The organism is Anaerovirgula multivorans (assembly GCF_900188145.1).
GTDB lineage: Bacteria > Bacillota > Clostridia > Peptostreptococcales > Natronincolaceae > Anaerovirgula > Anaerovirgula multivorans.
In genome coordinates, this window is record NZ_FZOJ01000003.1 from 185934 (window position 1) to 207239 (window position 21306).

The following is a 21306-nucleotide window of genomic DNA, read 5'->3' on the forward strand; positions in this document are numbered from 1 at the left end:
GGTTTTTCTCTCTTAAAGTTTAGTTATCTACTCCTCTTTTTCACTGCTTTTTCTCTATTAAATTCATGAAGCTAAATTTAAGTTTATTATAACCAATTAATAGGATTTGTCAAGGGTCTTTTTATCATATTCTTTAACTGTCTTTAGTCCAATGAAAAAATATTGGATAAAAGCATAGATCGTTATCATAATAGCTAGATATACAAATAACCTCCCATAAGGGAGCCCAAAGGCTACTGACAAAATGGCCCCATAAAACACAATGGTTGCTAATTTACCATACTTGTTGGCGGGAATAACAACCTTTTCCTTCTTAAAATATAAAAACATGCCACCAATCACCATGCAAAGTTCTTTTATTCCTACCACAATAATAACCCATAATGGTAATATTCTTTTTATGGTAAAACATATGAGTACTGTAAGCTGCATGAGTTTATCAGCTAAAGGATCCATAGCCTGCCCCCACTTAGTGGTGAGGTCATATTTTCTTGCGATATATCCATCCAATACATCAGTAATCCCTGCAACGATAAAAATATAGGATGAAACCATGATATATTTTTCAGAGGAAGAGAAAAATACCATAATAAATAAGGGAATCAGAAAAAAACGCAATGTCGTTAAAATATTTGGTAGATTCATAAAGCACCTCTTTTCTTACTTAGTGCAGGATGCCCACTAAATGATCTCTGGGCTTTATTTCTAGTTCAATATATATCTTATCATAATCTTCTATGATTTCAAAATCCCCTTATATAGATATACGCTTATAGAAAGAATAAAGTTTCTATTTTACTACTTTTATTGAATATCTCCTATCTAAATATTCTACTAGAATTCTAATCATCTCCTCATGACTGCTATTAAATACTTCCCACTGCCTTTTATAATTTGCATAAATTAAACGTTTCGTATAGTTATACATGGGGATATCTTTATACACACAAAGTCTTGACACCCTTCCATTTCCAGCTGTCAAACTATTTGGATTAATCCCAAATTCCACCTCATCTCGATGAACTAAGGCATACCAATAAAAATTATCTATTTCTCCTCGAATATAACCATATCTATTTTTACTACTGCAAACTCTGATATTTAGAGACATACTCACCCCTCCATTAAGCTATATTTAAATTTTATGTGTATTTTTCTTATCCTATACTTGTTTTGTAATGAATGATCCGTTTTCTCCCTAATTAATTAGAAAGCTTCTATAAGTGACTACCACCAAATCTATGATTTGGTGGTAGTCACTTAGTTTATTTATCTAGACAATAACACACATTTTTCCCTTCTGAATATAATGAAATAGAGGCAACTTTTTATAATAAATTGGAGGGATTACGGTGAAGCATCTTAAATTGACTAGTATTTTTATTGTCATAATTATGATTACTGCATTATTTTTATCAGGATGCAGCAGTAAAGATTCAGAACTAACGAAAATTACTTTAATGGAGGTAACCCATTCTGTATTCTATGCTCCACAATATGTGGCTATTACAGAAGGTTTTTTTGAAGAAGAGGGGTTAGAGGTAGAGCTCATTGATGGCCAAGGTGCCGATAAGGTAATGGCTGCTCTCCTCAGCGATCAAGTACAAGTTGGTTTTATGGGACCTGAAGCATCGGTTTATGTCTACCTTCAAGGTAAAGACGATTATGCCGTTAATTTTGCCCAATTGACCCAAAGAGATGGTTCCTTTATTGTGTCAAGGGAACCTAGTCCAAACTTTACTTTTGAAGAACTACAGGGAAAAGAAATATTGGGAGGTCGTAAAGGCGGTATGCCTAATATGACACTTGAATATGTGCTAAAAAACAATGGACTTATACCAGGAGCAGACTTAAATGTTAGAACAGATGTTCAATTTGGTGTAATGGCTGGTGCCTTTGCTGCTGGTGAGGCAGACTATACTACTTTATTTGAACCTACCGCTTCCATGGTAGAAAAGGAAGGCGTTGGTTATGTAGTGGCTTCAGTAGGTGAAGAAAGCGGATATATTCCTTACACCGCCTACTCTGCTAAACAGAGTTATATAGAAAAAAATCCTGAGATTATCCAGAAATTCACTAACGCTGTATATAAAGGCATGCTCTGGATAGAAAGCCACAGCGCTGAAGAAGTTGCAAATTCTCTACAACCACACTTCCCTGATTCTGATTTAGATATATTGATCACTGTTGTAGAAAGATATCGTTCTATTGGCGCTTGGGCTCCAAACCTAGTGTTAACAAAGGAAGGATTAGACAGACTACAGGATGTTATGGCAGAAGCTGGAGAATTAAGCCAAAGGGTTCCTTATGATGAAATAGTTGTTACAGGCTTTGCCGAAAATGCAATGAAAAACATACAATAATCCTAATCTCTAGTAAAATAAAATCCACCTACTATTTAAAGATAGGTGGATTTCTATTTTATTCGTTGCTTCCTATACTTTAGAATGTGCCATAAAATGAAACCAAAAGCAGCAAAGCCTAAGACAATTGCAATGATGGTATAGGACATGATAATGAAATTTGTCAATCAACCTCACCTCAGTAAAATATAATAATGATGATTTACCGATAGTATTCCCCTATACCTTTTAAAATAGTCTTTATTTTAAGTTATTCTTTAGCAGTTCTTCAATTAGTTCATTATCATTCATAGGAAAAATGTGTACTCCTGGTACTATTTTTTTCATCTCTTGAAGCAATTCTTCTGCTATCTCTTTTCCTGCTTCCCGGCCCTTGATTTCTAATCTATCTATCAATTCATCCGGCACATGAATCCCAGGAACCTTTCTATTTAGAAACTTAGCTAGCTTAACACTTTTTAGGGGCATTAGTCCATAAATAATAGGCACTTGGATATTATCTACTTTCTTTAAAAATTTCTCTAATTTTTTAATATCAAATATTGGTTGAGTTTGAAAAAAGCCTACACCAGCTTCTATTTTTTGATGTAACTTATCTAATTCCTTTTCTATATCCTCAGCTGTTGGATTAACTACAGCTCCTATAAAGAAGTCAGTTTGCCCTTCTATAGGATTTCCCATACTATCCTTTCCATTATTTAGATTATGAGCAACTTTAGCTAAGCCTATAGAATCCATATCAAATACCCCAGTTGCATCTGGATGATCTCCTTGTTCAGGTGAATCTCCAGTTAAGGTTAAGATATTTTTTACTCCTAGTGCATTTGCACCAAGCAGCTCCGATTGCAAAGCTAATTTATTTCTATCTCTACAAGTGAAATGAAAGATAGCCTCTGTATTTAAATCCCGTTGTACTAAATAGCCTAAAATGATGGAGCTCATCCTCATGCTAGCCATAGGGTTGTCAGTAATGTTTACTGCATCCACCAGCTTCAACAGAGGCTTTATTTTTTCGTAGGTTTCCTTTACATCACCTGATTTAGGTGGTTCTATCTCCATCGTAATTACAAATTCATTTTCTTCAAGTCTTCTCTTTAATGTCTTCATGTTTTATTAGCTCCTCACTTTTAATTTTTCTAGAATTTTAACAGCAGTTACAGCATCTTGACTATATCCATCTGCTCCTGATTCTTTAGCATATTCTTCTGTAACTACTGCTCCTCCGACAATTATCTTTATATCTGGTAAAACATTTCGAATATATTTTATGGTTCGGGGAATCTCCACCATTGTTGTTGTCATTAATGCGCTTAATCCAACAAATTCTGCCTTTTCTATTTTTGCAGCTTCTAAAAAATCCTCTGCTTCAACATCTTTACCTAAATCCACCACATGATAGCCATGATTTTTTAGTATGACAGCAACTATATTTTTTCCTATATCATGTATATCTCCCTTTACGGTTCCAATGATAATTGTACCTTTTTTCCTCATCTCATCATTAGAGCTTACATACTTTTCTAAACACTGAAATGCTTTTTCAGCAACTTCAGCACTTAGTATCAATTGTGGTAAAAAGAACTCTCCACTATTAAATTTCTCACCAACAATTTCTAGACCAGGTACCAACCCTTCATTAATGATTCCTAATGGCTTTATCCCCTGTTCTATTAAAGTTTCTACTGCCTCTACCACATTTTCAGATCCTGCAATAATTTGCTTTTGAATTGCTTCAAAGGATGGTTTTCCTATAGGCTTCTCCAAAGATTTTGCAGGATTCTTCACTGCTTCATCTTTTTGCACACTGTTATTTTTTATATAATTCTTTGCTTTTTGATCCCTTCCCGCTAAAAGGGATGCGGCTTCCCATATATCTACCATCTGTCTATCCAGTGGATTTATGATAGCTAGATCCAAACCATTTACAATCGTCATTGCTAGAAAAGCTGCATTAATCTTACTTCTGTTTGGTAAACCATGGGAAACATTACTAACTCCTAGAATTGTATTAACACCAAGTTTTTCCTTAACCATCTTCATCGTTTTTAATGTTTCTATTGAGGCTTTGTCATCAGTGCCAATCGTTAATGCTAGACAATCAATATAGATATCCCTTCGAGGTATACCATATTCCTCACATGCATTTACAATCTTTTCTGCAACTTTATAACGCTCCTCAGCTGTTGAGGGTATTCCTTTTTCATCCAAGGTTAATCCTACGATACTAGCCCCATAGTATTTGATAATTGGTAAAATCTCTTGAAGATTTTTTTCTTCACCATTCACAGAATTTACTAAGGCTTTACCGTTGTAAATTTGTAGTGCTTTATTTATTACATCTTTGCTGGTAGAATCTATCATCAGTGGAACGTTTATTCTTTGCTGTAGCAAGTTAATAAGATTATACATCGTCTCAACTTCGTCAATACCATGGGTTCCTATATTTATATCCAGCATATGGGCACCTGCCTCTACTTGGATATCCGCTTCATTTTGTATAATACTAAATTCCTTTTTCCTTAAACCTTCTGCCAATCTTTTACGGGCTGTGGGGTTAATTCGTTCCCCTACAATTAAAGGCATTTGATTATTTCCCATATAAACTACTTTTTCCTTGCTTGCTAAAACACTTTCTTCCTGAACAGCTCTTTTGTGGGGTGTAAATCCTTCTACTCTTTTTCTAATAGCGGCTGTATATGAGGGTGTGCTGCCACAGCAGGAGCCAAATATATTGACACCTATATGAAAATAGGATTCCAAAGCCTGTATAAATGCTTCAGGTTCTAAGGAATAGCTTGCCTTTCCTTCTATTAGTTGAGGTAAACCGGCATTAGGCTGAACAATCACTGGAAGATTTGTACTGTGGACTATTTCTTCCACAACACTGAATAATGCATCAGGTCCACCGGAACAATTTGCTCCAATAGCTGCTGCCCCAAGACTTTCCAGTACAACTGCTGCACTGGCAGGGCTTACACCGGTTAGTGTACGTCTCCCCTCAAAGGTTAAAGTACATATTACAGGAATACTGCATACATCTCGTGCCGCCAGTAGAGCCGCTCGAATCTCTCCAAGATCATGAAAGGTTTCCAGTAAAATAAAATCTGGCTCGGCTTCTGCTAAAGCACCTATTTGTTCTTTAAAGATTTCATATATTTCTTCAAAGGTCAATGTCCCTAAGGGTTCTATAAATTGTCCAGTTGGTCCAACAGAGGCAGCAACATATCTATTTAACCGATTAGCCGCCTTTTTTGCTACCTTCACTGCTGCCGCATTAATTTCCTTCACCTTATTCTGCAATCCATACTCAGTTAACTTTAATCTGTTACCTCCGAAGGAATTTGTACTGATTACATCTGCTCCCGCCTTCAAATAAGCTAAATGAATTTCTTCCAGTTGTTCAGGTTTTTCTATGTTTAATAACTCAGGACAATCACCAGGTTTAAGTCCTTTTTCTAATAACATGGTTCCCATACCACCATCGAATACTAATACCTTTTCTAAAATATGAGCACTGCTCATATCCTCACCTCCATAGCTTGATTAAAGTCCGCAATTAAATCTTCTACATCTTCTAAACCTAATGATACCCTAATCAACTCCTCTGTAATCCCTAATTTTTCTCGCTCTTCCTTTGGAATGGAGGCATGGGACATCAATACTGGATAAGAGACTATTGTTTCTATCCCCCCTAAACTCACGGCAACCGCTGGAAGACGAATGGCTTTTAAAAAGGCTTTTGTCAATTCTACTGATTTCATTTTAAAGGATAGAACTGCTCCAGGGCCTGAGGCTTGAGAAAAATGGATATCCCTGCCTTCATGATGTTGAAGTCCAAGATAAAAAACCTCAGCCACTGATTCATGATTAAGAAGCCATTCAGCAAGCTTCATTGCACTTTTTTGTTGATAATCCATTCGAACTTTTAATGTTTTCAGCCCTCTTAAGAGGAGCCAGCTATCCTGTGGTCCTAAGATGGCTCCTATAGTATTTTGTAGTTTATATATTTTGTTAGCAAGAGAAGAATCCTTTACCACCACTAATCCCCCTACAACATCACTATGTCCTCCAATAAACTTGGTGGCACTATGCATAACGATATCAACACCTAACTCCAGTGGTCTTTGAAGATAAGGAGACAAAAAAGTGTTATCTACCATCACTATAAGATTATGTTTCTTTGCAAGAGCGATCGCTCCCTTTAAATCAGTTACTTTTAACAAAGGATTTGATGGAGTTTCCAAATATAATCCTTTCGTATTGTTTTGAATATTTTTTTCAATATCCTGTAAATCCTGCGCATCTACAAAGGTTACTTCAACACCATGGTCTTTTAAGATACTTGTACAGGCTCGATAGGTTCCTCCATATATATCTTTGCCAACCAAAATATGGTCTCCCTTAGAAAAAGTTAAAAGAACTGATGTGATAGCTGCCATTCCAGAAGCAAAAGCGAAGCCTGCACTTCCTCCCTCTAGCTCTGCAATGGTCCCCTCCAAGCTTTTCCTTGTGGGATTTCCTGATCGTGAATAATCATATTCTCCCATAGCCTCTATATTTTCTTGATGAAAGGTAGAAACTTGATATATAGGTACACTTACAGCCCCCGTATGGGGATCTTTACTACTACTGTTGTGAATCAATTTTGTTGCAAATTTCATCATATCACCTCATCGCATGTTCTAAATCTCTAATAATATCATCAGCTGATTCAATTCCTACAGACAACCGCAACAACCTATCATTTACTCCTAGTTCATCAAGAATTTCCTTAGGTATAGAAGCATGGGTTTGTACCATAGGGTAGGTTAACAAAGTTTCTACGCCCCCTAAGCTTTCAGCAAAGGCAATTAACTGTACTCCTTTTAAAATTTTCTTAATTTGATTTACATCTTTTACTGAAAAAGAAACCATAGATCCAAAACCACTTGCCTGCTTTCTACATATTTCATGTCCTTCGTGTTCTATCAGTCCTGGATAATAAATCTCCTCTATATTTCTATTCTCCTTTAACCAATGTGCTATTTTAAAGGCATTCTCCTGTTGTTTATCCATTCTGAGGCCAAGAGTCTTCATTCCCCTTAATAATAGCCAACTATCAAAGGGAGCAAGGACAGCTCCTATTGTTTTTTGAATTACTCTTAACTTTTCAGCCAGCTCTCCTTTGTCTTTAATCACAAGCAACCCTGCCAAAAGATCGTTATGTCCTCCTAAAAACTTAGTTCCACTATGAAGAACAATATCCGCCCCCAATTCAATAGGTCTCTGATAATAGGGGGTAAGAAAGGTATTATCAACAATTGTTAACCAATCTCTTGAACGAGCAAATTCAGATATTTCTCTAATGTTTGAAATCTTCATCATAGGATTAGAAGGTGTTTCAATGAAAATAGCCTTTGTGCTTTCTCTAGTATCATTAACTATATTGCTTATTTTACTGGTATCTGTATAAGTAAACTCTATTCCATATTTTTTATATAATTCTTCAAACAATCGATAAGTTCCACCATATAAGTCATTGGACACAATAATATGATCACCTGGTAAAAATATTTGAAACAGATTAGCTATTGCTGCCATACCAGTAGAAAATGCAAAGCCTTCACTTCCACCCTCAAGAATTGCTATGGTTTTTTCTACCTTCTCTCGGGTTGGATTTGTCTCTCTAGAATAGTCAAATCCAGTAGATTCATACAAACCAGGATGTCTAAAGGTTGCACTTTGGTATATAGGGAAACTAATAGCTCCAGTACGTTGATCATAGCTATGATCACCATGGACTAGCTTGGTATCAATATGATAATTCAAATTACCTCCCGCCCTTTCATATAATAGATTTTGGTATTAGAAAAACCTCTTTAAAGATAAAGAGGTTTTGGTTTCCTTTCTTATCTTTCAGCTTACGCTGTAGGAATTAGCACCGGGCACATATCTATCTATGCACTGGTTGCTGGGTTTCATAGGGCCTATTCCCTCCACCTCTCTGAATAAGAGTATAAATAATTAAATTTTATATTTTCTGATAGTTTAAAATTATATAGTAATTACATGCTAATGTCAACATTATATTTTAAAAATATATTTTAAAAATAATAAATATAAAAGGTAACTCCTTCATTAAATTTTACTTTAAGAAAAACCACTCTTTTTATTACTTATTCACAACATTTTTCGGCTCTCCAGCAACAAATGCTTCTAAATTATCCACTGCAATATCCATCAGTCTTTGTCTTGATTCCTTAGGAGCCCAGGCAATATGTGGTGTTATAATCATGTTTTTAGCACTAAGTAATGGATTATCTGCTTTTATTGGTTCTGTAGAAACAACATCACATGCCGCAAAGGCAACCTTACCAGTGTTTAGAGCATCTCTTAAATCTTCTTCAATAATAAGTGGACCACGCGAGGTATTAAGAATAATTACACCGTCCTTCATCTTAGCAATATTTCCTGCATTAATAATACCTTCTGTTGATGGGAATAGAGGACAATGTAACGTAATAACATCCGATTCGGCTAGTAACTCATCTAATGTAACATATTTACATGTATCGCTCTCCCATGCTTCATTTCTATGTGCATCATATGCTAATACCTTCATCCCTAAGGCCTGCGCAATTTTTGCAGTACTTTGACCGATTCTACCGAAGCCTATCACTCCCATAGTTTTTCCAGCAAGCTCTATTAATGGATAATTCCAGAAACACCAATCTGCATTATTGATCCAATCTCCTTTTTTAACTGCATTAGAATGTTCTCCAATATGATGGCAAATCTCTAATAAAAGAGCAATGGTAAATTGAGCAACTGCATCTGTACCATAAGTAGGTATATTGGTTACAACAATACCCTTTGTCTTAGCATAGTCTACATCAACAACATTGTACCCTGTGGCTAATACACCTATAAATTTAATGTTTGAACAAGCATCAAAAACTTCTTTTATTAAAGGGGTTTTGTTGGTATATACAACATCTGCATCACCAATTCTTTCAATAATTTTTTCAACAGGTGTTCTATCGTATACTACCAATTCACCATTTTTTTCTAGTTGATCCCAAGAAAGATCTCCTGGATTTAGTGTATATCCATCTAAAACAACAATTTTCATTTTCTTCTCCTCCTATGGTGTTATATTAATCTTCCAATAGAGCCCATGCTCTATTCAATACTCTTTTGGCATTTGCAATCACTGCATCTGCATCCTCATCTTTCCATGGTTTCACCTCAAAGGATAATACATAGGGCTCTTCGGAATTGAAAAAACCTTCATTTTTAAGCACCCTTAAAAATTCAATCACTTGTGGTACATCGTTTCTACTATTAGGAAAACCAAAGCGTTGGTGTTCATCACCGTATCCTTCTGCACTTGGATCATCAACAACTGTGTTTCCTATATGAAAGTGTACTAAATAAGGTTTTAATGTTTGAACAACAAACTTTGACGTCTCGTATGTCATGGGAATATGTGAAAGGTCAATCATTAGACCAAAGTTGTTATGCGTGCTTCTCATTTCAGCAGCAAATTTGGCTGCATAGGTGGCCGGTCCAATTAAAGAAGCTTTCGCAATGTCGTAGTCAAAAACTTCTAGGACTATTTGCATATCTTTTGTCTTAGCATAATCACATAGATTTCTTGTTGTTTTTAAAAGCTGACTATAAGCTAATTCCTTTGTTTTTTCTGCGTACTTACCTGCTAAAAATGTAATGCCTTTTGCCCCCATGTAGGCTGCTTCATCTATAGCCTCTATTAATGTAGCCTCCGCTTTTTTTCTTCCTTCTTCATTAATATCATTAGCATTTAAACCTGTTGTAAGTAATCGTGGCTGTGCCCCATAACAAACTTTTAAATGGGCTGTTTCCAAAAGCTTTTTAGCTTCTGCTCTCTTATCCTTATCCTTTATCCAACTTATTTCTATAGCATCGAAATAGTCATCGTATGCTATTTTCTTTAAGGACTCTACTATGTTTGGATCATCACCTTTTAAGGCAGATGGATAGGCCATAAAGGCTATTAATCCAACTTGAAAATATTTGTGAATAGATTCTTTCATTAGCAATCCCTCTTTTCTAGTTTTTAAAAAAATTCAATTATTCAGCTAAACTATCTGGATTATCCATTTCACTTTTCAATTGCTTACCATACTCGAGCATTGAATCTCCCGTTGCAAATAATAGGATTTTACCCATAAATACATATCCTCCAAATAATAACATTGAAAAATTTCATATTTATCCTATCCTTATATAAATAATTATACATTATCATCAACGATTTTACCAACATTCTGAGGTTTCTATGCTCTTTTCGTTAGAATTCATCAAATTGTTACTTTCTAATTTTCAAATATATTAAAGTAGCCCTCTATCGTTTTTGTGATTTCTTCTAATGCTTCAACATCATATGAATGAAATTGATTTTGCCCTGCTAGAACCGTTTCAACATCTTTAAAGTTTTGTATGTAGTATCTCTTACTTCCTTTTAAATGCTTTGCTATCTCTAAAATATCCTCTTTTGTCAGTAATTCTTTACATACCGTTGTTTTAAATTCATAATCAAAAGGTATACCATCACCACTTTAAAAATATTTTAGTACTTTTTTCTTACTTGCATCTGGGGGTAACTCTAGAAAAGTAAAATATCCTCCTAAAAAGTCCTAGAGTATCGACCCTCTAGGACTTTTTAGGAGGTGAAAGCTATTCAATTGAAACTACTGATTTCTTGGTGGGAAAATCAGTACTTCATCCTTTATACTATTTAGCAAGTTCCAAAGCCTCCAAATAGGAATCTACCACCAAATAGTACTACTAACAATAGGAAGAAGAATAGTAAGCTATCTCCCGTTCTAAATAAACCGCAGTTACAGAAGATAATTACTAGTAGCAAGAAGAAGAATAGTATACTGCTTCCTCCGAACCCTCCAAATAAACCGCCTAAAGCGCCTGTGCCTTTCGCAGCGATATCACTCATATATTTCACCTGCCTTTTCAAGGTTATAGTCATTATCATTTGTCTGACTAGCTGTCGAGACTTGATTTTTCAAAGAGAGTTTTGGTGTCTTTGAGTGATGCTAAAAAATTGTATTAGGTAGGTGTGAGACTATCTCTAGCCTCAATATATATTATGAAAATTGTTACAGAGTGTTCTGCTTTTTTTAAAAAAATAACTATATATTTCATTAGTAGACTAGTTATATCATAGAGGCTGAAATTTAAGAAGTTAAAGTCCTTGAGATCACTCCAGAACTTTAACTTCTCTTTCAAAATCATGACAGACATCTTATTTAGAAACATCTAAAGAATGTTCTTCCTCCAAATAGTACAATTAGCAACAGGAAGAAGAATAGTAAACTATCTCCCGAAGTACGGAATAACGGACAGCAACAGAAGATAATTACTAGTAGCAAGAAGAAAAATAGTACGCTACTACCTGTTCCAAAAAAGCCTCCAAAAAAGTCTTTTTTAGCTACATCGCTCATACTGGTCACCTGCCTTTTTATATTTGACTATCCCTAGCCTTAATACAAAATATGTAATTAAGGAGAAAAATGTGATTTTAAAGTTGTGAAAATACAATTAACTTTTATAAAACAGGACAATTAACAATAGTTTCTGTGAGTATTATTTCAAATCCACAAGCTCTAATAGCCTGGACTGATCGAATGGATTGAGGAACAAAACCTGACTGTCACAGTGGCTGTCAGGACAGCTATAACTGTTATTATCCAAAATCCTACCAGTCCCATAAAACGCTTACTTCCGTGGCGAAGCAGCATATCTTATTTTTAAGAATTCTGCCAAATCTCTATCTACTGTAACCAAATCATTTCGGTCTAGTTCTTTGATTGCATTCTTGCCTGTAGCCTGAACTGCTAATTTCATTTCGGCAACAGACGATTTTAAAAAGTTTGCTAAATGTAGGGCTGCTTTGTCAATATCTAATTTATCGTTTAGTTTTCCTATATATAGAGCTAGCTGAGGTGCTGGAGCTTGGGGTAGAGCTATTGTCATTTGACTTTGTAATGCTGCCATAAGAGCAATGGAACCAATATATACAGCATCTGCCCCTAGTGCTATTGCTTTTAAAAAATGTCCTGGGGTTTTTAATCCTCCACCAGCAATCAAGCTAAATCGATTACGGGCATTGTTTTCTACTAACCAGTCTACGGTTCTACTTAATGTATGTAAAGTAGGTAATCCCATATGGTCTTCTAGGGTTGGTGGTGCTACAGCTGTTCCTCCTTCAGCTCCATCAATCACTATATAATCAGCATTGGTTTGTGCAATGACTTCCATTTCCTGTTCAATATAATCTGAGCCTGCTATTTTGATGCCTATTGGCACTTCATACTGATCCTTTAGATTAGCAATTAAGTTAACCACGTCCTGAGGTGTGCTAACATTTGGAAACCTAGAGGAAATAATCCCATCTTCCCCCTCCTTAAGATGCCAGGTCATTCGTAAATGTTCTCCTATGGTATTTGCCTTGGCAGTAGACTCTACTGCCCCTCCAAAAGCTCCTTGTCCAAATTGAACTTCTATTGCATCCAAACGTTCTAACTGTTCTTGAGTATTCAACCATCCTCCACGATGATATTGACCGATTAAATATTTAGCATTGTCCCTTTCTTCATTGGTAACAGCAGATTCTCCGGTGTTGCTAGAAGTTCCTGCCATAGAAGCGCCTTTAGCTAAAGCCATTTTCATCTGTAGGCTTAGGGAACCTCCATAGGACATTCCTGTAATCATGATAGGAATATCTAACTGCAGTGGTTTTGTTGCATTAGGTCCAATCATAGTTTTTGTGTCAATTTGATTAAGGTCTTGAGTGGGGAACTGAAATAACTGTTTTCCACTTAATAATATTTTCTCCCATGGCGACAATACAACAGGACTTCCAATAGGGCGCATAAGTTCTGTTCCTAGCTCAGCTCGTATTCCTGCCTCCACAATTGCCATAGGTGTTAGCTTTTGTCCTATAGTGGTCATTACAAAGGGATTGTCTGGATAATCTTCTGTAAGCATCTTAATCAAAACATCGTCCATCATTGGATCCATCATTTTCATTGCTAACCAACTAAGCATTTTTCTACCTCCTATAAATTAAACATGTAGTCATTTTAAGTCTTATTAGTATTTATCTTAGTAGAAAAAATATTCCGTTTCAAGTATGCTGATGTAAATACGCTACAATTACTAAATCAATTTTATAAAATTCCAAGAAGATAAGTAGCTTGTTACGAAACACTGAAAAATTCATCTATTTTAAAATAGATGAATTTTTCATAATTACAATCTAAAGTGAGTTGTTTTATTCAATATCCTGATGAAAATTCAATCTACTATTTACCTTTCTTCAAAAAGGAATACTATTTTGTTCCTATCTAGTAAAATGGTCCGCCAAAGCCTCCACGGAATCCACCAAACGGTCTGCGAAATATGCCGGCTAGGAGAAGGAACCATAGCAATAGACTGGTTCCACCAAAGAAAAACTGACTATCAACATTAGACCCTGTGTTGGATGAACCAGCGTCTGCAGTTAATATCTCTTTTACTGCTGCAATTCTTTGTTTTGTTCCATCAGTAACAAATCCATTCATTTGAGATAGTGCATCGAGGTTTGCAATATGCTGGTTTAATAAATCTTGAGAAAGTTGATCTTTTACTTCTGCTATTTCGCTAAATATTTCATAATCTGATTTATCTCCATACTGTGTCATAAAATCATTGAACTGTCCTATATGCTGGCTTGGTACCATAATAAAGTCTAGAGTATATTCTCCTTTGGTATTTACAACTTCAGCCATTGTTTTCACCTCCTTTTTCGATAATATATTATGTCCATTGAAAAAAAAGGTGACAGTTATATAAAATGAGACTTAATTCATAAGTAGATGCCCATAAGTAGACATCCAAAATCTTTGATTTTGTGATGGTCACTTACTTTGTTTATCTGGGATGGACTTGGTGTAACCCTTGAAAAATAAAAAAAGTCCTAGAGTAATAATTCTCTAGGACTTTTTACTAGGTGAAAGTTATTAAATTGAAACTACTGATTTCTTGGTGGGAAGATCAGTACTTCATCCTTTATACTATTTAGATATGTCCAAATCCACCAAATAAGAATCGACCACCAAATAGTACAACTAGCAATAAGAAGAAGAATAGTAAGCTATCTCCCGCAGCTCTAAATATACCACAGTTACAGAAGATAATTACTAGTAGCAAGAAGAAGAACAGTAAACTACTTCCTCCAAACAAGCCGCCTAAAGCCCCTGTACCTTTTGCAGAGATATCACTCATATATTTCACCTTCCTTTTCATATTTGACTATTCCTAGTCTTAATACAAAATATGCAACTAACAATAAAAGGGCGATTTTAATATTTTATAAATTCACTTAACCTATAATACTGGACAATTGACTATGGTTTCTGATGGCATTACTTCAAAACCACAAGTTCTAATAGTTGGAACTACATCTATCACATTCCACTGTCCCATCACCCTGATAGGAGTTTCCTTTTTATCAAAGCCATAAATGAATTGATAAATATCTGCCACCTTATTTTTAGCTAGGTCAAGAATTACTGGACCTAAATCCAAATAATAGACCACTTGATTATCATACCAGCCTGGCTCAGGTTTTTGCATAAAGGGATCGTTATAAATTAAAGGAATAACACACCTCATTATCTTGTCACCACCTTTTTTACTACCATCTTATTCTTTAAGTTTGAATTAGGTTATGATATATAGCATTTTCATAAATAGAAAGAGCTATTCCTATACTTGCAAATAAGGACCAAATAATTTTCAAATTCAACATTCCTTGAAATCCTTCAATACTTAATCTCTCACTTGATAAAGTAGAAGTGGTATTAATACAGTTAATGATTTCTAATTCCAAATACATTGAAATAACCTTCTATGCTTTTTCTTATTTCTTCTAATGTTTCAACATCATATGAATGGAATTGATTTTGCCCTGCTAGAACCGTTTCAACATCTTTAAAGTTTTGTATGTAATATCTCTTACTTCCTTTTAAATGCTTTGCTATCTCTAAAATATCCTCTTTTGTCAGTAATTCTTTACATACCGTTGTTCTAAATTCATAATCAATAGGTGAGTTTCTAATAATATTGATACTAGATTCTATCCTTTCAATATCAACTTTTGTTTTTGTAACAAACTCATATTTATAAAAGGGAGCTTTTATATCCATAGCGGCATAATCGATAAGTTTCTCATCTATAAGTTTTTTAAGCATTTCTGGTCTAGTCCCATTTGTATCTAGTTTTATGTAAAATCCTTTCTCCTTCACCTTTTTGATAAAATCATATAATTCATCATATAAGGTAGGTTCTCCACCAGAAATGCATATGGCATCGATATATTTTTTCCTTTTTTCTAAGAAGGAAAACACTTCCTCTTCACTGATATCTTTCCCTTGTCCTTTTACTATAGGGGCATTATGGCAATATCCACATCGGAAATTACAGCCAGCTGTAAAGTATACAGTAGATATTTTCCCAGGAAAATCAATAAAAGAAGATTTTTCCATACCTATAATTTTCATGTGTTCACCCCATTTCACTCTTACTTAGTTCCCAATATGCCTTAGTATATATAATTATGACTCGAAAAACAAGCTTCCCAAAAAGTGCTAGCCATCTATGAAACAAGCTCTGGCAGCTTTATGAGGTTATATCTATATTATACTAACTGCTTTGAACCTCTCACGATTAAAATCGTAGGATTCTGTTGTAAACAACAAGGCGTATCCAAATCGCCTCTACACTGTAAAACTTTGTAGTCTAGCTGAGAAAAATAGCTATTCAACAAATCTATTTGAAGCTGCTTACAAAGTATAATTTTAAATTTTTTTACTTTAAAAAATTTTTTCAAGTCTCCAAATTTCAATATTTTTAAGAGGGCTATTTCCCTTTACTATGATTTTCTTTTGCTCCTCCCTGGGGTTTACAATAGCACTCATAACATACTGTCCGTCATTGATAAATACTTCCACCACGGATTTATCAGCAAATATCCTTAATTTTAAATTATTATTGACTAATAATTGTGGTGATTTTCTTTCCTTGCCGAAAACCATTGCCTTACTATCATTCATCACATCTTCTCTGTTTATCACAACTTGCCGATTCTTAGAATTATAGCTTAGCTTCAACCCTTTTTTTTCATCGGAAAATAGCTGCAGTTCAAAATTGTCTTTAATCTCTACCTCTAAATTCATTTCAAAGGTATTTTCATGCTGAAAATTTAATTCATACTGCTTGTTCACTACTACATCTTTTTTTTGTAAAGACTCCCTGCGGTAGGATTTGATTTCATCAACCACATCAAATTGAAGTCTGCCATTTCTCAATGACAGCACTCGTGGCAGTGTCATCATACCTGTCCAGTTCTCATTTGCATCAAGTGGCTCCTCCATTACCAGCCACCCCACCAGAATTCTTCTGTTCTTAGAATCCAGCATTGATTGAGGAGCATAATATTCAAAGCCATAATCAAGCATATCAAAATCTTCAAATTTAAAGTCTCCCTTTTCATAATTAAAGCTTCCAGTATAATAGCAAGCTATATTTTTTTGTTCATCCTCTCCACCATCAATTGGAGAAAATAAAAAAATATCTTTTCCTTCCAACTCAAATAAATCTGGACATTCCCACATTCTTCCTATATCGCCCTTGGTAATAGATGAAAGATACTGCCAATCCACTAAATTGCTGCTTTTATACACCAATATGTTTCCCTGCTCTTTATCTAAGGATTTAGATCCCACCACCATATACCAATACTGGTCTTTTTTCCATACCTTAGGGTCTCTAAAATAGGCTTCGTCCCCTACCTCTTTAGGACAGGCTATAATTGGCTCCTTCTTTTTTTTGAAATGAATACCATCCTCTGTAAAGGCATAGGCTTGAGTTGAAATCAGAGATTTTTCATCGGCAGGTATTTTATTACCACTCTGACTTATACTGCTTTTAGAATATCTTATTGCCGTATAGAAGATATGCAATTTCCCATCATCTTCTACAGCACTCCCTGAAAAACATCCGTCTTGATCAAATTCCATATCTGGTCTTAAGGCAATAGGCAAATGCTCCCAGGACATCAGATCTTTACTCTTGGCATGTCCCCAATGCATATCTCCCCAATATGGATTGTAGGGATAATATTGATAAAATAAATGGTATTCACCTTTGAAATAAGAAAAACCATTAGGGTCATTCATCCAATTTTCCTTGGGGGTCAGGTGAAACAATGGTCTTTTGCTTTTAAGTATCATCTAGCCAATCCCCTCCTTAAGAAATACAAACAATTTATGATAGATTTGATACATCACTTATATTATATTAAGATTCATTCCATCATAAGAAATATCATTTTTTCCCCTTGAGGTTATCCTTAAATCATTAGCAGCATCCTCTGGAGACACAGCATTTACATAGACCCCCGTTGATAACTCAAATCCCGCTTGGTTTGATAATCGAGGTGTAATGTGAAAATGCCAGTGAAACTTTGCTTTTTCATGGTTTTTAGGAGGCGTATGCAAAAATAAGTTAAATGGAATTGGCCCTAAAACCTCATTATATTTTTGAAACAAAAGATAAAATACCTCTGATAACTCATTCATTAACTCCTCATCCATGTCTTTAAATAAACCAATATGCTTATGTATAATTTCAACCTCATAGTTATACATACTGGCAAATGGTGCCATCACAACAAAGTTTTTATTTTCATAAATCAAACGCTCATTTTTGTTTCTTTCCTTGATGATAACTGCCTCATGCAGACTCTTTTTGTTTTTCTCATAAAATCTATCACAGTTTTCAACCTCAATCAAAATCTCTTGTGGAATAATTGGCATTGAGATAATTTGAGAATGAGGATGAGAAAGAGAGGCCCCTGCTTTTTTCAAAAAGTTTTTGAAAAGACTGACATAGGCTGTATCTTCCACACCATAACAAGCATTATAACGATTTTTATAAGCTAACAGCATGTTTCCGAACTCATCCCTTGTCATATTGAAAAAATGCTTATTATGGGCATAATGGTCTACAATAACTTCATGTATTCCCTTTCCTCTTACAGCTTCAAATAATTCTTCCTTATCATGATCATTAGCCTCGTTATTTGATAGTAAAATAGGGAATTTATTTGGAAATACTCTCACTAACCAGTGTTCATTGTTTTTTATTTCAAAGGTTTCCTGAGGTGTTAAATTTTCGTTTCCTAAGCAAAAAAAACATTTTTCCTCATACTGATTCTTTTCTAGTTCAGAGTCCTCACCAGATTGTGTGGCATTAGGACGTCTCCCTCTTTCCTGAGCGATAATAACCTGACGATTGGTAAAGGGATCTTTTCTAAACTCCGACATTCACTTCACCACCTAAATAAACTTTCTCTAACCAATCTAATCCAATTGTATTTTCATTAGATAGGTCCAAAAAGTATGGATGGATTTCCATATTTCTATCATCCTTTTTATTCTCTAATATTTCCTCTATTGCTTTCACATAATTAGCAGCCGTTGCATCCCATGTGTATTTTGATTTAACCCGCTGAATTCCTTGTTTTTTATAAAAGCTATAATTTTCTAATACTTTCAAGATTCCCTTTGCAATATCTTGGCTATTAAAAGGATCTATCAGTACCCCATATTCCTCTCCATCCTCATACAACACCTCGCTGGGACCTCCATATTTTGTTACCACCGCCGGCAGTCCACAGCTCATTGCCTCAATAGGTGCTAAACCGAAGGGCTCATGAACAGCAGTTAAACAAAAAATGGAATTATAAGATGCCAGTTGTCGATAGCAGGCAGCTAATTGTCCCTGGGAATTGATACTAAACATCGAAACCTTACCATATAATTGGTATTCATCAATAATTTCCATAATCCCATCCAGAATTTCCTTTTCATGAGACTTCACAAAAGAATAGTCTTCAAAGGCATTTTCAATACCCCTTAGAGTAATTACTAAATTCGCCTTTTGTTGTAGTTCTTTATTTTTAGCAAAGGCTTTTACCAATCCAACATGATTTTTCTTAGGATCTAGACGACTAGCTGCAATAATTGCAGGCAATTCCTGTCGGTCTTTATCTAAATCCCGCTGAAACATTTCCTTAATAAATTGAGCTACCACTTTATCCTCTTTATTTCCTTTTGTAGCACTAAAGACCTCTGTATTAGCCCCTGGTGCCACTACTCTGAATTTTTGAGGATTATCCATATCTCCTGCTCCCTTATATGTCAAATGGGTGTACTGTTCATCTCGCTCCTGGGAAGTAGAAACAAAGTTAATTGCAGAATTAGCCATAGCAATTCTTTCTGCCATAATTCGCTTTGTAAAGTGATACTTTTTCTCCATTTCTTCCATATTTGTTATATCTACTCCTAGTTTATCCATCTTTTGAGCTCCTAGGGAATGTGCCGTAAAGGAAAAGGGAATTCCTGTTCTTTGATACATGATTGCCCCGGCAATACCACCATCTCCATAATGGGTTGTAACAAAATCCGGCATATCACCCTCCTCTTGATAAAAGTTGATAATGTTATCCACCCATTCACTTAGATATTCCCATAATAGCTCCTTCTGTAGAAATTCTTTTTGTCCAGCAGGAATTCTAATAATTCTTAGGTTTTCTACACCATCATACTGGTCAAATTCATCAGCAAATTCTGGCCAATCCTCATCAATAATTTGTCGGGTGAGGATATCTACCCTATGTCCTTGCTTTGCCATAGCACATGCTATTTCTTTTACATAGACTAACTGTCCTCCAAAATCAGGATGCTCCGTCCAGTAGGAATCCTTTTTATCAAAATTACCCTGTGGATTTAAAAAGATAACATGCATTGTTTTGTCCCCCCATAAATTATACAACCTTTGTATTTCTTCAATTTTAGGTAAATCCACTACTGCCCCGGTATATTTTAACTTATAGGCACTGGTAGCATTCCCCAATTCTATTGCCTTTTTGATTTGAAATCCTTTAATAATCCCTGCATAAAAGCCTGAATAAAAGGCATCTCCTGCCCCCGTTGCATCAGCTACCCTATCTGCCATTGTGCTAAGCCTAATGTACTCTTTTCCATCGGAAGCAATCAGACCCTCTTTCCCCAATGTCATCACCACAAGCTTAGGTCCTAAATTTATATACTTATTTAAATATTCTTCAATAGTTCCTTCTCCAAATAAACGCCGAGCATCATCTTCACTTGGCTTAATAATATCTACTTTCTTAATGATTTCCTTTACATACTGAATGCTGTCATATTCCTTTTCCCATAATGCGGGATGATAGTTAGGATCGAAAGCCACCAGCGTATTGTTTGCTTTTGCTATCTCAATAATCTTTTCAATGGCACTTCTTGAAGGCTCCTTTGAAATTGGCCAAGTAGAAAAATGAATAATCTTTGTCTTTTTTATGATTTCTTCAATTGTTTCATTTAAATGTATTTGATAGTCTGCTCCTCGGTAGAAAATAGGAATAGGACTTCCCTGACTTTTGGTTAACAGCACCATAGAGGTTGGATTTTCCGATATCTGCACATTTGAGATGTCAATTCCCCGTTGCTTCATTTGCTCTAACAAGAAAACTCCCAGTCCGTCGTTGCCAACACAGCTAATAATGCTGGAGTTAAGTCCTAGATTTTTAGTGTTCATAGCAATATTTGCTGGAGATCCTCCAAAATATTTTTTGTAGATATCACAATTAAAATCCTCGGTGTATTCCTCAGAAATCATGTCAATCAATATTTCTCCTATAACAACAACATCATAGGTTTTTTCTTCCCAATTTCTAAATATAATATGATCCATTTAGTCACTTCCTTTAATATGCCTTAAATATATTCTTCTGCTTATTCTCAAATAGCTAATGCCATCCAAGAGGGTTTCTGAAATTTCT

At 35.1% G+C, this 21306-nt stretch carries 19 protein-coding genes, 1 riboswitch and 1 other annotated feature (1 of these 21 cut by a window edge); of the genes, 1 reads left to right on the plus strand and 18 read right to left on the minus strand.

The window, feature by feature from the left end:
- Positions 1–53: a binding site (T-box leader), on the minus strand (it extends 167 nt beyond the left edge of the window).
- A 43-nt stretch (positions 54–96) separates the two neighbouring features.
- Both pgsA and CHB72_RS04610 read right to left on the minus strand, forming a co-directional pair.
- Positions 97–645 carry a CDP-diacylglycerol--glycerol-3-phosphate 3-phosphatidyltransferase gene (pgsA, locus tag CHB72_RS04605; protein ID WP_089281685.1) on the minus strand — a complete coding sequence of 183 codons (549 nt, stop codon included), beginning with the start codon at positions 643–645 and terminating at the stop codon, positions 97–99.
- A gap of 145 nt (positions 646–790) precedes the next feature.
- On the minus strand, positions 791–1111 hold the full coding sequence (locus CHB72_RS04610; RefSeq protein WP_089281686.1) for a hypothetical protein: 321 nt from the start codon (positions 1109–1111) through the stop codon (positions 791–793).
- A 241-nt stretch (positions 1112–1352) separates the two neighbouring features.
- Between CHB72_RS04610 and CHB72_RS04615 the strand changes: the two genes are divergently transcribed.
- Positions 1353–2363 carry an ABC transporter substrate-binding protein gene (locus CHB72_RS04615; RefSeq protein ID WP_242975031.1) on the plus strand — a complete coding sequence of 337 codons (1011 nt, stop codon included), beginning with the start codon at positions 1353–1355 and terminating at the stop codon, positions 2361–2363.
- A 240-nt stretch (positions 2364–2603) separates the two neighbouring features.
- Here CHB72_RS04615 and CHB72_RS04620 read toward each other — a convergent pair whose 3' ends face one another.
- From CHB72_RS04620 to CHB72_RS27215, 16 genes are all read right to left on the minus strand, one after another.
- Positions 2604–3470, minus strand: a complete 867-nt coding sequence (locus CHB72_RS04620) for a methylenetetrahydrofolate reductase (protein WP_089281687.1) — start codon at positions 3468–3470, stop codon at positions 2604–2606.
- Between the two features lie 6 nt (positions 3471–3476).
- The gene (locus CHB72_RS04625) at positions 3477–5885 is read right to left on the minus strand and encodes a homocysteine S-methyltransferase family protein (RefSeq protein ID WP_089281688.1); all 2409 of its coding nucleotides are present in this window, start codon (positions 5883–5885) and stop codon (positions 3477–3479) included.
- Positions 5882–7024 carry a trans-sulfuration enzyme family protein gene (locus CHB72_RS04630; protein WP_089281689.1) on the minus strand — a complete coding sequence of 381 codons (1143 nt, stop codon included), beginning with the start codon at positions 7022–7024 and terminating at the stop codon, positions 5882–5884. Before CHB72_RS04630 ends, CHB72_RS04625 begins: the two co-directional genes overlap by 4 nt.
- A 4-nt stretch (positions 7025–7028) precedes the next feature.
- Complete coding sequence (locus CHB72_RS04635; protein WP_089281690.1) at positions 7029–8171, minus strand: trans-sulfuration enzyme family protein; 1143 nt, start codon at positions 8169–8171, stop codon at positions 7029–7031.
- Positions 8172–8248: 77 nt separating this feature from the next.
- Positions 8249–8357: riboswitch (SAM riboswitch) on the minus strand.
- Positions 8358–8514: 157 nt separating this feature from the next.
- Positions 8515–9474, minus strand: a complete 960-nt coding sequence (locus CHB72_RS04640; protein WP_089281691.1) for a D-2-hydroxyacid dehydrogenase — start codon at positions 9472–9474, stop codon at positions 8515–8517.
- 25 nt (positions 9475–9499) lie between these two features.
- On the minus strand, positions 9500–10417 hold the full coding sequence (locus tag CHB72_RS04645; protein WP_089281692.1) for a sugar phosphate isomerase/epimerase family protein: 918 nt from the start codon (positions 10415–10417) through the stop codon (positions 9500–9502).
- Positions 10418–11121: 704 nt separating this feature from the next.
- Positions 11122–11334: a hypothetical protein gene (locus tag CHB72_RS04650; RefSeq protein WP_089281693.1), complete on the minus strand. Its 213-nt coding sequence runs from the start codon at positions 11332–11334 to the stop codon at positions 11122–11124.
- Positions 11335–12116: 782 nt separating this feature from the next.
- Positions 12117–13448, minus strand: coding sequence for an FMN-binding glutamate synthase family protein (locus CHB72_RS04665; protein WP_089281696.1), 1332 nt, complete (start codon positions 13446–13448; stop codon positions 12117–12119).
- A 299-nt stretch (positions 13449–13747) separates the two neighbouring features.
- Positions 13748–14170: a hypothetical protein gene (locus CHB72_RS04670; protein WP_089281697.1), complete on the minus strand. Its 423-nt coding sequence runs from the start codon at positions 14168–14170 to the stop codon at positions 13748–13750.
- A 289-nt stretch (positions 14171–14459) separates the two neighbouring features.
- Positions 14460–14666 carry a hypothetical protein gene (locus CHB72_RS04675; RefSeq protein WP_089281698.1) on the minus strand — a complete coding sequence of 69 codons (207 nt, stop codon included), beginning with the start codon at positions 14664–14666 and terminating at the stop codon, positions 14460–14462.
- 102 nt (positions 14667–14768) lie between these two features.
- Complete coding sequence (locus tag CHB72_RS04680; protein WP_089281699.1) at positions 14769–15056, minus strand: hypothetical protein; 288 nt, start codon at positions 15054–15056, stop codon at positions 14769–14771.
- A 37-nt stretch (positions 15057–15093) separates the two neighbouring features.
- Positions 15094–15279 (minus strand): hypothetical protein, encoded by a 186-nt coding sequence (locus CHB72_RS04685; RefSeq protein ID WP_089281700.1) that lies wholly within the window; start codon positions 15277–15279, stop codon positions 15094–15096.
- On the minus strand, positions 15254–15943 hold the full coding sequence (locus tag CHB72_RS04690; RefSeq protein ID WP_089281701.1) for an anaerobic ribonucleoside-triphosphate reductase activating protein: 690 nt from the start codon (positions 15941–15943) through the stop codon (positions 15254–15256). Before CHB72_RS04690 ends, CHB72_RS04685 begins: the two co-directional genes overlap by 26 nt.
- Positions 15944–16255: 312 nt before the next feature.
- Positions 16256–17674 carry a glycoside hydrolase family 32 protein gene (locus CHB72_RS04695; RefSeq protein WP_089281702.1) on the minus strand — a complete coding sequence of 473 codons (1419 nt, stop codon included), beginning with the start codon at positions 17672–17674 and terminating at the stop codon, positions 16256–16258.
- A 57-nt stretch (positions 17675–17731) separates the two neighbouring features.
- Complete coding sequence (gene galT / locus CHB72_RS04700; RefSeq protein WP_089281703.1) at positions 17732–18769, minus strand: galactose-1-phosphate uridylyltransferase; 1038 nt, start codon at positions 18767–18769, stop codon at positions 17732–17734.
- A complete protein-coding gene (locus tag CHB72_RS27215; protein ID WP_242975032.1) occupies positions 18756–21218 on the minus strand; it encodes a PfkB family carbohydrate kinase in 2463 nt (820 codons plus the stop codon). Before CHB72_RS27215 ends, galT begins: the two co-directional genes overlap by 14 nt.
- Positions 21219–21306: the final 88 nt, after the last annotated feature.

Bases quoted from the DNA above. Each gene is read 5' to 3' on its own strand.
- pgsA (WP_089281685.1), bottom strand. From the start codon at position 645: ATGAATCTACCAAATATTTTAACGACATTGCGTTTTTTTCTGATTCCC.
- CHB72_RS04610 (WP_089281686.1), bottom strand. From the start codon at position 1,111: ATGTCTCTAAATATCAGAGTTTGCAGTAGTAAAAATAGATATGGTTAT.
- CHB72_RS04620 (WP_089281687.1), bottom strand. From the start codon at position 3,470: ATGAAGACATTAAAGAGAAGACTTGAAGAAAATGAATTTGTAATTACG.
- CHB72_RS04625 (WP_089281688.1), bottom strand. From the start codon at position 5,885: ATGAGCAGTGCTCATATTTTAGAAAAGGTATTAGTATTCGATGGTGGT.
- CHB72_RS04630 (WP_089281689.1), bottom strand. From the start codon at position 7,024: ATGAAATTTGCAACAAAATTGATTCACAACAGTAGTAGTAAAGATCCC.
- CHB72_RS04640 (WP_089281691.1), bottom strand. From the start codon at position 9,474: ATGAAAATTGTTGTTTTAGATGGATATACACTAAATCCAGGAGATCTT.
- CHB72_RS04645 (WP_089281692.1), bottom strand. From the start codon at position 10,417: ATGAAAGAATCTATTCACAAATATTTTCAAGTTGGATTAATAGCCTTT.
- CHB72_RS04650 (WP_089281693.1), bottom strand. From the start codon at position 11,334: ATGAGTGATATCGCTGCGAAAGGCACAGGCGCTTTAGGCGGTTTATTT.
- CHB72_RS04665 (WP_089281696.1), bottom strand. From the start codon at position 13,448: ATGCTTAGTTGGTTAGCAATGAAAATGATGGATCCAATGATGGACGAT.
- CHB72_RS04670 (WP_089281697.1), bottom strand. From the start codon at position 14,170: ATGGCTGAAGTTGTAAATACCAAAGGAGAATATACTCTAGACTTTATT.
- CHB72_RS04675 (WP_089281698.1), bottom strand. From the start codon at position 14,666: ATGAGTGATATCTCTGCAAAAGGTACAGGGGCTTTAGGCGGCTTGTTT.
- CHB72_RS04680 (WP_089281699.1), bottom strand. From the start codon at position 15,056: ATGAGGTGTGTTATTCCTTTAATTTATAACGATCCCTTTATGCAAAAA.
- CHB72_RS04685 (WP_089281700.1), bottom strand. From the start codon at position 15,279: ATGTATTTGGAATTAGAAATCATTAACTGTATTAATACCACTTCTACT.
- CHB72_RS04690 (WP_089281701.1), bottom strand. From the start codon at position 15,943: ATGAAAATTATAGGTATGGAAAAATCTTCTTTTATTGATTTTCCTGGG.
- CHB72_RS04695 (WP_089281702.1), bottom strand. From the start codon at position 17,674: ATGATACTTAAAAGCAAAAGACCATTGTTTCACCTGACCCCCAAGGAA.
- galT (WP_089281703.1), bottom strand. From the start codon at position 18,769: ATGTCGGAGTTTAGAAAAGATCCCTTTACCAATCGTCAGGTTATTATC.
- CHB72_RS27215 (WP_242975032.1), bottom strand. From the start codon at position 21,218: ATGGATCATATTATATTTAGAAATTGGGAAGAAAAAACCTATGATGTT.